The following is a 13,352-nucleotide window of genomic DNA, read 5'->3' on the forward strand; positions in this document are numbered from 1 at the left end:
GTTCAGTTAACTCGTTTCCGCTCGACTTGCATGTGTTAGGCCTGCCGCCAGCGTTCAATCTGAGCCATGATCAAACTCTTCAATTTAAAGTTTTGATTCCCTAAATAAATAGGGGAGGCTCAATGAATACTGATAAGTTCCTAGTCACTCGAAGCTAGTTCCTAGAAAACTTGAATTGACTGTGCTCGAATGATTGCTCATTCAAATGGTCACTCAGTTCATTGAAACCTAAATTGTTTCCGAAGAAACTATTTGGATTATCATCAACGAGTGCCCACACAGATTGATAGGTTTATATTGTTAAAGAGCTACTCTTGTTTGTGACTCATGTCACTCACGAAGAGGCAGCCATTCTAGCGTTTCAATTTAAAGTGTCAAACACTTTTTTGAAGTTTTTGTTTCACTCAATTTGAGTTGAATCAAAGCTAGTTGGCTTTACTGACTTTTCGCTGAAGCCTTGTGGCGTCTGCCGTGTCAGTGGATGCGCATTATAGGCAGTTGAGATTTAAGCGCAAGCCCTTTTTCAAATAAAATTGAAAAAAGTAACCGTTCGTTGAAATTGTATGCAAAAGCATAAAAAAAGGGAGCAAAACGCTCCCTTTTTGACCTGAATTGTCACTCTTTATATAAATGCATAAGCGTCGGCATACATTTTTGACGCTTGGGCCTGCTTATTTAGCGTAAATTGCTCACGAGCTGCGCCTGCCATTTCAAAGCGACCAGCGATATAGATGTCATACTCGGCCAATGAGCTAAAGTCTTGTTCTACCGCTTGAAGAACATTACCTACCTTTCCTTGCCACTCATCAGTCGCATCTTCGACTACGGGTACAAAGGTAACATTGTGGTTGTCCGCTGCGATCTGTTCCAACTCTTGTCTTGCGTATAATTGGCGTTCATCGCGCCCACCCCAATATAAGTAGATAGGGTTGGTTTTGCTCTGTGCAATACAGTGATCAAGAATAGAGCGCACATAACTAAAGCCCGTGCCACCAGCGATCAATAGAATAGGACTTTCGCTCTCTTCTTTAATCCAAGCATCGCCGTGAGGAGCATCAATCGTGATCTCGCCGTTTTGCTCTAGTGCCGTTTTCATTGCTTCTACCACTTCATGCGCGTAAGCGTTTTGCTCGGCCGCACCAATATGAAGTTCTAGTTCACCATCATGTCGGCAAGGGCTACTAGCAATAGAGAACGGGCGCTTATCTTTTTCACCCATTACGACCATTAGGTACTGACCCGCTTTAAAACTCACCGGGCTTTCTGGGTGCAATAGAATTTGGTAAGTATTGCAAGCCAAAGGCTGTATTGACTTTACTTTACATTGAATTGTCATGGTGTTCCTCTTACTTACTCATCTAAAGTAAGTACTAATTTACTTTCTACGAAGGCTTGGCAAGCAAATATCCATCCTTGCTGCTGCTCTTTCTCTGTGAGCATGGGTTCAAGGTGATAAGAGACTGTTCCTTCTAGTTTACGACACAAACAGGCAGCGCACGCACCAACCTGGCATCGGTGAGGAAAGCGGATATTATTGTTGAGCGCCGCTTCCAACACCGTTTGTCCATCTTGTACTTCGAATTCTATGTTATCTGGCAACAAGATGACGGAGTAACTCATAGAATACCTAACTTATCCCAAATCGCGTCGATTTTAGCCACAAGTTGAGGATCTTTGTTGATAGGTGTGCCCCATTCTCGAGACACTTCTTCACCTTCAACCTTATTCGTCGCATCCAACACTAATCGTGTTTCGCCACTAGCGACTTGTTTGGTATCCCGTTCAGGGTCCATACGTGTGGTAACCGCCCAGATGATGTCATTCCAGTCGCTTGCATTCACATCATCATCGCAAACAACAATAAACTTAGGAGTACCACGTTCAACTAAGAACTGCTCGACCTTTTCAGCTAACTGCTGCGACTGCCCTGCTTTTTGCTTGTTCATCGTCACTACAGCAAAGCTATTGTTAATAGCGCTGGATGGAATGTAGATATCAATAAGTTCTGGATTCTGGGCAATAAACTCTTTTAACTCTGTATTAGCTAACTGAGGGTATTGTTGTTGCGTGCTATGCGAGTCAGCTAACTCCGCATCCCATTTTTCCGTTGCATCGAGCCCCATCTTAGAGCCAAGACCAACAACAGGAGACGCGAAATCAAGTGAGTCAATCGGGGTATTATTGATAAACAAGCTATCCCTAACTGGATCCATGTGCTCCGTCATGGCAGCAACGACTTGGTTCCAATCTCGGGCATCAACCTTTTCATCACACACGATGACGAACTTGGTATACATGAACTGACGTAGGAAAGACCACACACCCATCATGACTCGCTTCGCATGACCAGGATATTGCTTCTTCATTGTCACTACCGCCATGCGATACGAACACCCTTCGGGAGGTAGATAGAAGTCTTCAATTTCAGGAAACTGCTTTTGCAGGATCGGCACAAACACTTCATTGAGAGCAACACCTAATACCGCAGGCTCATCTGGCGGACGACCCGTGTAGGTACTGTGATAAATTGGGTCTTTACGCATGGTGATATGAGTAATGGTAAAGACATGGTGCTTCTCTTTTTCGTTGTAGTAGCCAGTATGGTCGCCATAAGGACCTTCGTCAGCGAACTCGTTTGGATCGATATAGCCTTCCATAACAATTTCTGCGCTAGCTGGTACTTCCAAATCGTTACTCACCGATTTAACGACTTCGGTCTTCTTACCACGAAGTAAACCTGCAAATGCGTACTCAGAAAGTGTATCTGGCACCGGCGTTACTGCGCCAAGTATCGTTGCCGGATCGGCACCAAAGGCAACCGAAACCGGAAAAGGTTTACCCGGGTTAGTCTCCATCCAATCTCGCAGGTCTAAAGCTCCACCACGGTGGGCCAACCAACGCATGATAATTTTGTTCTTAGCGATCTTTTGCTGACGATAGATACCCAGGTTTTGGCGCTTTTTGTTCGGCCCTTTAGTAACCGTTAGCCCCCAAGTGAGAAGTGGCGCTATATCACCTTGCCAACAGCTCATCACCGGAACTTTGTCTAGGTCAACCTCTTCGCCCTGCCAAACAATCTCTTGGCACGATGCTTTCCGCAACCTCTTAGCTGGCATATTCAGCACTTGCTTGAATACGGGCAACTTATCGAGTGCATCTTTAAACCCTTTCGGTGGCTCTGGCTCTTTAAGATAAGCGAGCAGTTTGCCCACTTCACGAAGCTCTTTGACATTTTGACGCCCCATACCGATCGCTACGCGTTCTGGAGTACCAAACAGGTTAGTCAGTACGGGCATGTCAAAGCCGATAGGATTTTCAAACAGCAACGCAGGTCCACCAGCACGCAATGTACGATCGCTGATTTCCGTCATTTCATAAGCGGGGTCAACTGGATGAGAGATGCGCTGTAGCTTCCCTTCATTTTCCAAATGTGCAACAAAGTCGCGTAAATCCTTAAAACTCATAGACCTATTATTGGGCTGGTTAATCTGCAGCCAGTATAACAAAAAGAGGGATCATTCGATCCCTCTTTTTATTGTGGTTATATGCCACCGAATTTACTGACCTAAAACACTGAGAATCGCTCGACTATTTACTTTTTGATTGCTGCTTGCTAGCTCTTCTAGCCAAGAAGCATAACCTTGCCTGGCCAGTTGCCCAGCAATAAACCTTGCGTCATCTGATACGGCCATTCGAGCAACAAGGAACTCCCTAACCTCATTCGACATCGGTCTCACTTTGGTTAATTCCGTAATGGCGAGCTCTTTTAATCTCGGATTACTCGATGCCTGCATAACTTGCTGGAGGGAAAACGCATCAGCCACATTGGCCAGGCGAGCAACCTCAGATTCGCTATTAAAGTCCGCCTTCATCAGCCAAAGTAGCTTATAAACTTCTGGGTCTTCACTCACCTGAGCCAAGCGAACCATAACCTGAGAAGAAGGAAGCCAACTCACGATAGCGCTGTCAGTTAGCTGCTCGGTCAAGGTATTGACCGCTTCTGGAGAAAGGCTATCAAGTTCTCGGATTAGCAGTGCTTCACGAGTTTGTACCTGATAATCGTTACCAGAAAGCCAATCCTTTAAAACTAGCTCTCCACGCTCAGCTTCTAAAACAAACTCTAAAGTAGATTGATCACGTCGCCACTGTTTAAGTAGACGGTGGGCAATCGCAGGATAGTTAAAAGCTGGAACAGAAAACTCGTAGCCATCTCCTCGCTCTAACACTTGGTATGTAGGCACCATCGACTGCTGCTTTTCAACAAACAGAGCCATTTTAGGTGTAAGGATCAGGTTTTGCTGTTCGATTTTTTTCAGAAGTAGATAACGAGAAGCCTCTTGAACAGGTAAAGAAAGCCTTTGCAGAGCAAAATTAAGGCCATCCATATCATCTTCAACGACATATTGAAGCAGTTCAGCAACTTTGTCCTGAACTTGAGTGTCTTGCAGCCACTGATCTACCTTGTGAGGTTCCATCTCAGTGGCTATGGCAGTAGGTAAACCTGAAACTAAAACAATAGATAGGAGTACCGACGACAACATTCCTTGTTGCATGTTAACCTCCTTGTAACATTTAGCTTCATTGTGCGCGCTATCAGTAGATAATGCAAACAAAAACGCCACCGAAGTCGGTGGCGTTTTACAAATCTTTCTAGCGATTATTGGCGACGCATTGCGTCAAAAAATTCATCGTTAGTTTTTGTCATTGCTAGCTTGTCGATTAGGAACTCCATCGCATCGATTTCACCCATAGGATGAACAATTTTACGTAGAATCCACATCTTCTGAAGCTCTTCGTTCTTAGTTAGAAGCTCTTCACGACGAGTACCTGAGCGGTTAAAGTCAATCGCAGGGAAGACACGTTTCTCAGCAATCTTACGGTTCAGGTGGATCTCCATGTTACCTGTACCCTTAAACTCTTCGTAGATAACTTCATCCATCTTAGAACCAGTATCAACTAGCGCTGTAGCGAGGATAGTTAAGCTACCGCCCTCTTCCACATTACGTGCTGCACCGAAGAAACGCTTAGGACGATGAAGTGCATTAGCATCCACACCACCAGTCAATACTTTACCTGAAGAAGGAACGACTGTGTTGTATGCGCGAGCAAGACGAGTGATTGAATCAAGCAGGATTACCACGTCTTTCTTGTGTTCAACAAGACGTTTTGCTTTCTCAATAACCATTTCTGCAACTTGAACGTGGCGAGATGCAGGCTCATCAAACGTTGAAGCAACCACTTCACCTTTAACTAGACGTTGCATCTCGGTCACTTCTTCTGGACGTTCATCGATAAGAAGAACCATCAGCTCACACTCTGGGTGGTTGTAAGCAATGCTCTGTGCAATGTTTTGCAGCAGCATTGTTTTACCCGCTTTAGGTGGAGCAACGATAAGACCACGCTGGCCTTTACCAATTGGTGAGGCAAGGTCTAGAACACGTGCAGTAATATCTTCTGTCGAACCGTTACCACGCTCCATCACCATACGCTCATTCGCGTGTAGTGGCGTCAAGTTTTCAAATAGAATCTTGTTACGCGCGTTATCTGGCTTGTCATCGTTAACTGTATTGACCTTTAGTAGAGCAAAGTAACGCTCACCGTCTTTGGGTGGACGAATCTTGCCAGCAATCGAGTCACCTGTACGAAGGTTGAAACGGCGGATCTGACTTGGAGATACATAGATGTCATCTGGGCCTGCCAAGTAAGAACTGTCTGCGCTGCGCAAGAAGCCAAAACCGTCTTGAAGTATTTCCAGAACCCCATCGCCAAAAATGTCTTCGCCGCTTTTCGCGTGAGCTTTAAGGATAGAGAAGATAATGTCTTGCTTTCTTAAGCGAGCTAGGTTTTCAAGGCCCAAGCTTTCGCCAAGTTTGACAAGATCAGACACAGGTCTGTTCTTCAGTTCTGTTAGATTCATGGTGGTGGATACTTTTTTAGTCAAAATAGGATCTGTTATTTAGTTAAGATGAATTTGGTCACAGGATCGACCAAGAAGAGAAACTTGTTTATTTAACGTGCGATAAATTAGCACTAATTAGTAGCCTAGTCTAGATTTTGTTGGGTGACAAAAACAAAACCGTGCATTCATTCAAATTGCACGGTTTGCTTCATTCACTACTTATAGATTTGCGTCTAAAAACTCTTTTAGTTGAGTTTTAGATAGAGCACCAACCTTAGTCGCTGCCACATTACCATCTTTAAAAAGTAGTAATGTAGGAATACCGCGGATACCAAACTTAGGTGGAGTACCTGCGTTATGGTCGATATTTAGTTTACCGATAGTGAGTTTGCCTTCGTACTCATCTGCGATTTCATCAAGAATAGGAGCAATCATCTTACAAGGACCACACCATTCTGCCCAAAAATCTACTAGTACAGGGCCTGCAGCATTGATTACGTCGGCTTCAAAACCGTCATCCGTAAGCTGCAAAATCTTATCACTCATCTTCCACTCCAATGTGCTTTTTTGAAACTGGTTGGATGATAACCAGTAAATAGATGCCCTATTGGAATGTATTTACTTTCTTATTGCAAGCTTTAGCTGATATTCTATCCCCATGAAAAAGACGCATATCACAGAGCAAAAGTTCGCCGATTTGGGTTTACACCCTCAAATTACTGAAGGTTTGGAGAAAAAAGGGTACGAATTTTGTACCCCGATCCAAGCCTTGGCGCTGCCGGTACTGCTCACCGGCCAAGACATCGCAGGCCAAGCCCAAACGGGTACAGGTAAGACACTCGCTTTCCTGACTGCTACTTTTAACCACTTACTGACGACTTCTGAGCATGAAGGACGTAAGCCAACTCAGCCACGTGCAATTATTATGGCACCAACTCGTGAGCTGGCGATTCAGATTTACAACGATGCAGAGCCGCTGATTGCAAGTACAGGCATTAAAGCAGCACTTGCTTATGGCGGCGAGAGCTACGATAAACAGCTTGCTAAGCTAGAAGATGGCGTTGATATCCTGATCGGTACAACGGGTCGTATTATCGACTTCTACAAGCAAAAGGTATTCAACCTCAACCACATTCAAGCCGTTGTTCTTGATGAAGCAGACCGCATGTTCGATCTAGGCTTTATTAAAGACATCCGTTTCTTATTCCGTCGTATGCCTGAACCAAAAGAGCGTTTGAACATGCTGTTCTCAGCAACGCTTTCTTACCGCGTTCAAGAGCTAGCGTTCGAACACATGCACAACCCTGAGCATGTTGTTGTTGAGCCTGAAGTGAAAACGGGTCACCGTATCCAAGAAGAGCTATTCTACCCTTCTAACGAACATAAGATGGCTCTGTTGCAAACTCTGATTGAAGAAGAGTGGCCAGAACGTGCAATCATCTTCGCTAACACTAAACACAAGTGTGAGTCAGTTTGGGGCCACCTAGCAGCAGACGGTCATCGTGTTGGTTTGCTAACTGGTGACGTTCCTCAGAAAAAGCGCGAGCGCATCCTTGAGCAATTTACGAAAGGCGAAGTGGATCTCCTAGTCGCAACTGACGTGGCAGCGCGTGGTCTGCATATCCCTCAAGTCACTCACGTATTTAACTTTGATCTTCCAGACGACTGCGAAGACTACGTACACCGCATCGGTCGTACCGGTCGTGCAGGTGCAAGTGGTCACTCAATTAGCTTTGCGTGCGAAGACTACGCAATCAACCTTCCGCCGATTGAAGAGTACATTGAGCACACGATCCCTGTGTCTGATTACGATCCTAGCGCTTTGATTGAAGACCTACCAGCTCCGCTACGTATGCGTTCAAACCGTCCGCAGCAACGTCGCACCAACACTGGTGGTTCACGTTCAGGCAACCGTCGTAACAACAACCGCCCTCGTCAACGTCAGCAAAAGGATTCTTAAGTCGTCTATGAGTCAAGCAGTTTCATCTCCGCTTTACGCAGCCATCGACCTCGGGTCGAACAGTTTTCATATGCTCGTTGTGCGTCACATTGATGGCAGCGTACAAACGATGGCTAAAATTAAACGCAAAGTTCGCCTTGCGGCAGGTTTAGACGACAACAATGCGTTAAGCCTAGAAGCCATGCAACGCGGTTGGGACTGTTTGAGCTTATTTGCAGAACGACTGCAAGATATCCCTAAAGAGAACATCCGCATTGTCGGTACCGCAACGCTACGTACTGCCACCAATGTGGATGTCTTTCTAGAAAAAGCCAATCAAATCCTTGGTCACAAGATTGAAGTTATTTGTGGTGAAGAAGAAGCGGCAACTATCTACAAGGGTGTCGCTCATACTTCAGGTGGCAGTGGCCGCCGTTTGGTGGTTGATATTGGCGGTGCGAGTACCGAGCTAATTATTGGTCAAGGTTTTGAAGCCAAAGCACTAACCAGCTTAAAAATGGGCTGTGTCACTTGGCTTGAACGCCACTTTAAAGATCGCCAACTAAATGCAGCCAACTTCAGCATCGCGATTCAAGCGGCCAAACAGACGCTAGACCCCATCCTTGAGCAGTACACTCAAATCGGTTGGGACGTGTGTGTTGGCGCATCTGGGACTGTTCAAGCCCTGCAAGAGATCATGCTAGCGCAAGGGATGGATGAGGTTATTACCCATTCCAAACTTAAGCGCCTGCAAAAGCAAGCCATGATGGCGGATCACCTTGAAGAGCTCGAAATTGAAGGCCTTACATTAGAGCGAGCATTAGTATTTCCAAGCGGACTGTCGATCCTTATCGCTATTTTCGAGTTACTTGAAATTGATTCGATGACACTAGCGGGCGGTGCGCTACGTGAAGGCTTGGTGTATGAAATGGTAGAAGAGCTCAAGCAGGATGATATTCGCGCTCGCACTATCTGCAGTGTACAGAGCCGCTATCAGATCGACGTTGCCTACGGCCAACAAGTTGCCAACATGGCAACTAGACTGCTAACTGAATGCCAACCAGACTGGCTTGCTGAGTCTCAAGGTGAAGTACTGCTGGAAACTGCTGCAAAGCTGCACGAAATTGGTTTAACGATTGATTTTAAGAAAGGTGGTGAGCACAGCGCTTACCTACTACAGAATCTTGATTTGCCTGGCTATACACGCGCGCAAAAACATCTATTAGGTGAACTAACCCGCCGTTACCGTGAGCAATTGACTTCACTACCTGAGCAGCACGCACTCTCAAGCACTAGTGCCAAACGCGTATTACGCTTACTACGCTTAGCGGTGCTACTGACCCATCGTCGAAACCCTGAACTTGAGCCAAACATTACCCTAAGCTCTAGCGACGATAAGCTCACTCTGACGCTAAAAGCGCAATGGCTGAAAGACAACCCTCTTACTGCTGCTGAGCTTGAGATAGAAGCCAATCGACAAAGTGACATCGGCTGGCCACTATCGATTGTTGAATACTAGTTTCTACTAAACAAAATTTGAAAGATACAAAAAAGCCCGAGGGATGATATCTCTCGGGCTTTCTTTTAAATAAGGCGTTAGTTAACACCCACCGCTTTAAAGTTGGGGTTCACTGCGGTGAGCTTTTTCACAAGATAGTTGAGCAACACACCATACATAGGCACAAACAAGCCTAAACTGATCACCAACTTGAAGCCGTAGTCGACGAGTGCAATTTCAGTCCAGTGCTCCGCCATAAATGGGTCTGGACTTTGGTAGAAGGCAATCGCGAAGAAAGCGATGGTATCTAGCGCGTTACCAAATAGCGTTGAACAGGTTGGCGCAACCCACCACTGCTTTAACTGGCGCAGACGGTTAAACACATGCACATCCAAGATCTGACCAAGCAGATAAGCCATAAAGCTCGCAATCGCAATTCGAGCAACAAACAGATTAAACTCGCCTAGCTGACTCAAACCTTGAAACGCACCTTCATAGAATAGTACCGACAGACCGTAAGAGACCGCCAGAGCAGGTAACATCACCAAGAAAATAATACGACGAGCAAGTTGAGCACCGAAAATACGTACGGTTAGGTCAGTCGCTAAGAAAATAAATGGGAAGGTAAATGCGCCCCAAGTAGTGTGAAAACCAAAGACTGTAAACGGCAACTGAACCAAGTAGTTGCTAGATGCAATGATGATCAGATGGAACAGAACTAAAAGAAAAAGGGCTTTGCGCTGCTGCGCAGGGGTAAAGTTACTCATGCGATACCTTTTTAGTTTGGTTTGGGGGTGAGGGAACCCAAATCGAATCTTTCGTTAGGAAAGAGTCTTACCAACAATGTTAATTAAAAATCAGCTTGAATATTTGAATCACAAATATCAAGGTCGGCGATTATACATTAACCGATTGTCGCTGCAAGCTGCTGTTAATACGCAATCGTTGGCGTAGTAAAATTAGCTTAAAAGCCTCGCTTAAATAGCGAAGCTAAGAAATCGAGCTCTTCTCTCGACTCTTCAATCGCTAAAGCCTCAAACCAGACGCTTTCACTATAATGCTCTGACTTTAAGAACAACTGACACCCTTCAAAGTCAATCAACCAAGAGTGGATGTCGGCATCCCACTGCTTTTCAACCACAGAAGCCGATAACAGCGTGACCAATCTGTCTGCTAATTTAGGAAAGGCATCAAAGTCGAACCGTGGCGCACGGATAATGATGCGCCCTTCATCGGCTTGATATTCAAGTAGGCTAAATTCCGTTTGTCTATCAACCATGATTGGTTAAATGCTCCTGAATTAAATCTAAGAATGGATCGGCGTACTTTTCTAGTTTGCGTTGACCCACACCATTAACTGCCAGCATCTCACCATATGATGTAGGCAGGATTTCTGCCATATCGATCAATGTGGCGTCACTAAATACCACATAGGGTGGCAAGCCATCTTCATCAGCGATCGCTTTACGTAACTTGCGCAGTTTGGCGAATAACTTCTTGTCGTAATTCTTACTGGTCAGCTTATCAGACTTAGCAGCACGAGCAGCCGTATCTAAACGCGGTACCGCCAGTTCTAACGACATCTCACCACGTAACAGCGGTCTTGCTTCCTCGGTGAGTTGTAAAGTCGAATTACGGGTGATGTTTTGCAACAACAACCCTTTGTGGATAAGCTGGCGGAAGATACTCACCCAATAGTCGTGACTATTCTCTCGGCCTAAGCCATAGGTCGACAGTTTGTCATGACCATTTTCGCGCACACGGATATTTTGCATGCCGCGTAGTACTTCCACCACGTAGCCCATACCAAAACTTTGGTTAACGCGATACACACAAGAGAGTGCCTTTTGTGCTTGTTCAGTGGCATCAAAATGCTTTGGTGGATCTAAACAGATATCGCAGTTACCACACGGCTGCTCTCGGTATTCACCAAAATAGTTGAGCAATACTTGGCGACGGCAGGTTTGCGCCTCGGCAAAAGCACTCATTGCATTGAGCTTGTGAGCTTCAACTTGTTTCTGCGGGCCATCATCTTTTTCATCAAGCATGCGGCGTAACCAGCCAATATCCGCTGGGTCATACAACATCATGGCTTCCGCAGGTAAGCCATCTCGCCCTGCTCGGCCTGTTTCCTGATAGTAAGACTCAATGTTGCGTGGAATATCGAAGTGAACAACAAAACGGACATTGGGCTTGTTAATTCCCATACCAAACGCCACTGTCGCCACCACGATTTGAATATCATCGCGTTGAAAAGCGTCTTGCACGTAAGCGCGCTCATCAACTTCCAGACCCGCATGGTAACTGGCAGCACGAAGGCCGTTGTTACATAACTTCTCTGTCACCATCTCGACTTTCTTACGGCTACCGCAATAAATGATGCCGCAACTTCCACGCTGCCCTTCGAGAAAACGCACCACTTGAGAAATCGGTTTATGTTTCTCTACTAGGGTGTAACGAATATTGGGTCGGTCAAAGCTGCCTAAGTAGGTATGGGGTTCCTGCAGTTGTAAGCGCTGCATGATGTCACTTCGCGTGGCGTCATCTGCGGTGGCAGTCAGCGCCATAACTGGAACATGAGGAAAATTCTGCTTGAGTTGACCTAAAGAGGCGTATTCTGGTCTGAAATCATGCCCCCACTGAGAAATACAGTGAGCTTCATCTACCGCAATCATCGATAGGGGTAAATTTTCTAAGCGCTCAATAAAGTCACGCATCAGCACTCGCTCAGGAGAGACATAAATCAGCTTCAGCGCCCCAGAGTGCATACGATTGTAGACTGAGAGTAACTCTTCACGAGACATGGTCGAGTTGACACACTCAGCGGCCACACCATTTGCTTTTAGTTGGTCGACTTGATCTTTCATCAGAGAAATCAATGGCGATATAACCAAGGTTAACCCTTCGCGCGCCAACGCGGGGACCTGATAGCACAGGGATTTGCCGCCACCCGTTGGCATAATCACCAAGCTATCTTGACCAGAAACCGCTGACTCGATCACCTCTTGCTGACCATCGCGAAAGCTTTGGTAACCAAAAACATCTTCTAAGATGCTTTGCGGCGTCGGCAAGTCGCTTACAGGAGGTTGGGCTAAAAGTGTCGAGGTCATGAATTATCTCAATAGAGTTGCAGAGCAAACGTGTAAAACGCAGTGGCACATTGTAGTGGGGTTTAAAGGTGAATAAAACCGCAAATTGTTAGGTGAATCGGATTATGCTCCTTATACTACTTGTTTCAATTTGTAAAAATTATCATCGAGTAGAGCGAAATGACTCCAGAAGAACAACAGCGCGCGAAACAGGGTGTCTTCCTTGCCATTGGGGCATACACCATGTGGGGCATCGCTCCTATCTATTTTAAAGCTTTGACTGATGTTTCCCCGCTAGAGATTTTAAGCCATCGTGTCGTGTGGTCTTTCTTCTTACTCGCGGCGCTGCTCCATTTTGGTCGTCGCTGGCGTAACGTCCGCGATGTAATGAAATCAAAACAGAAACTGTTTTATCTTATTACAACAGCTATTTTAGTTGGTGCAAACTGGTTGATCTTCATCTGGGCGGTCAATTCTGACCACATGCTTGATGCTAGCCTTGGCTACTACATCAACCCACTTATAAATGTTCTATTGGGGATGTTGTTTCTTGGTGAAAGGCTTCGTAAATTGCAATGGTTTGCCGTTGCCCTAGCCGCTTGCGGTGTATTGGTCCAACTATTTGTGTTTGGATCGATACCTGTTGTCGCCATCGCGCTCGCATTCAGCTTTGGTTTCTATGGTTTGCTGCGCAAGAAAGTCAGCCTTGAAGCACAAACAGGTCTGTTTATCGAGACCTTAGTCCTGCTGCCAGTTGCAGCTATCTATTTGCTATGGATTGCGGATAGCCCGACCTCGCACTTTAGCCAAAATCCGCTTAACCTTAACTTGCTTCTGATTGCAGCAGGTGTCGTCACAACTTTGCCGTTACTTTGCTTCACAGGTGCAGCGACACGTTTGAAATTATCTACACTCGGCTTCTTTCAA

The 13,352-nt window shown here is 45.7% G+C and carries 12 protein-coding genes, 1 rRNA gene and 1 pseudogene; 3 read left to right on the top strand and 11 right to left on the bottom strand.

Annotated features, from left to right (window positions below):
- The 8 genes and pseudogenes from QTO00_RS05140 to trxA all read right to left on the bottom strand — a co-directional run.
- Nucleotides 1-86, bottom strand: a 16S ribosomal RNA gene (locus QTO00_RS05140); the annotation flags it as partial.
- 536 nt (nucleotides 87-622) lie between these two features.
- Nucleotides 623-1,336, bottom strand: coding sequence for an NAD(P)H-flavin reductase (gene fre, locus QTO00_RS05145; RefSeq protein WP_331423427.1), 714 nt, complete (start codon nucleotides 1,334-1,336; stop codon nucleotides 623-625).
- Nucleotides 1,337-1,350: 14 nt separating this feature from the next.
- A complete protein-coding gene (locus tag QTO00_RS05150; RefSeq protein WP_331423428.1) occupies nucleotides 1,351-1,620 on the bottom strand; it encodes a 2Fe-2S iron-sulfur cluster-binding protein in 270 nt (89 codons plus the stop codon).
- Nucleotides 1,617-2,021 carry a hypothetical protein gene (locus QTO00_RS20975; RefSeq protein WP_443088897.1) on the bottom strand — a complete coding sequence of 135 codons (405 nt, stop codon included), beginning with the start codon at nucleotides 2,019-2,021 and terminating at the stop codon, nucleotides 1,617-1,619. The genes QTO00_RS05150 and QTO00_RS20975 overlap by 4 nt, the downstream gene beginning before the upstream one ends.
- A gap of 53 nt (nucleotides 2,022-2,074) precedes the next feature.
- Nucleotides 2,075-3,464, bottom strand: a pseudogene (ubiD, locus tag QTO00_RS05155) (4-hydroxy-3-polyprenylbenzoate decarboxylase); the annotation flags it as partial.
- Between the two features lie 93 nt (nucleotides 3,465-3,557).
- The gene (locus tag QTO00_RS05160; RefSeq protein WP_331423432.1) at nucleotides 3,558-4,553 is read right to left on the bottom strand and encodes a hypothetical protein; all 996 of its coding nucleotides are present in this window, start codon (nucleotides 4,551-4,553) and stop codon (nucleotides 3,558-3,560) included.
- 104 nt (nucleotides 4,554-4,657) lie between these two features.
- The gene (rho, locus tag QTO00_RS05165; RefSeq protein ID WP_038209963.1) at nucleotides 4,658-5,917 is read right to left on the bottom strand and encodes a transcription termination factor Rho; all 1,260 of its coding nucleotides are present in this window, start codon (nucleotides 5,915-5,917) and stop codon (nucleotides 4,658-4,660) included.
- 201 nt (nucleotides 5,918-6,118) lie between these two features.
- Nucleotides 6,119-6,445, bottom strand: a complete 327-nt coding sequence (gene trxA, locus QTO00_RS05170) for a thioredoxin TrxA (protein ID WP_038209964.1) — start codon at nucleotides 6,443-6,445, stop codon at nucleotides 6,119-6,121.
- A 112-nt stretch (nucleotides 6,446-6,557) separates the two neighbouring features.
- Between trxA and rhlB the strand changes: the two genes are divergently transcribed.
- Both rhlB and gppA read left to right on the top strand, forming a co-directional pair.
- Entirely contained in the window at nucleotides 6,558-7,859 is a 1,302-nt protein-coding gene (rhlB, locus tag QTO00_RS05175) for an ATP-dependent RNA helicase RhlB (RefSeq protein WP_038209965.1), read from the top strand.
- Nucleotides 7,860-7,866: 7 nt separating this feature from the next.
- A complete protein-coding gene (gppA, locus tag QTO00_RS05180; protein WP_331423433.1) occupies nucleotides 7,867-9,357 on the top strand; it encodes a guanosine-5'-triphosphate,3'-diphosphate diphosphatase in 1,491 nt (496 codons plus the stop codon).
- A gap of 77 nt (nucleotides 9,358-9,434) precedes the next feature.
- Here gppA and QTO00_RS05185 read toward each other — a convergent pair whose 3' ends face one another.
- From QTO00_RS05185 to recQ, 3 genes are all read right to left on the bottom strand, one after another.
- The gene (locus QTO00_RS05185; RefSeq protein ID WP_331423434.1) at nucleotides 9,435-10,103 is read right to left on the bottom strand and encodes a 7-cyano-7-deazaguanine/7-aminomethyl-7-deazaguanine transporter; all 669 of its coding nucleotides are present in this window, start codon (nucleotides 10,101-10,103) and stop codon (nucleotides 9,435-9,437) included.
- A gap of 197 nt (nucleotides 10,104-10,300) precedes the next feature.
- Nucleotides 10,301-10,615 (bottom strand): DUF3630 family protein, encoded by a 315-nt coding sequence (locus QTO00_RS05190; RefSeq protein WP_331423435.1) that lies wholly within the window; start codon nucleotides 10,613-10,615, stop codon nucleotides 10,301-10,303.
- Complete coding sequence (recQ, locus tag QTO00_RS05195; protein ID WP_331423436.1) at nucleotides 10,608-12,446, bottom strand: ATP-dependent DNA helicase RecQ; 1,839 nt, start codon at nucleotides 12,444-12,446, stop codon at nucleotides 10,608-10,610. Before recQ ends, QTO00_RS05190 begins: the two co-directional genes overlap by 8 nt.
- A gap of 159 nt (nucleotides 12,447-12,605) precedes the next feature.
- On the opposite strand from recQ, the gene rarD reads away from it, so the two are divergent.
- The coding region (gene rarD / locus QTO00_RS05200; RefSeq protein WP_331423437.1) for an EamA family transporter RarD at nucleotides 12,606-13,352 on the top strand (747 nt) is incomplete at its 3' end.

This window comes from Vibrio sp. M260118, from assembly GCF_036533755.1.
Lineage (GTDB): Bacteria > Pseudomonadota > Gammaproteobacteria > Enterobacterales > Vibrionaceae > Vibrio.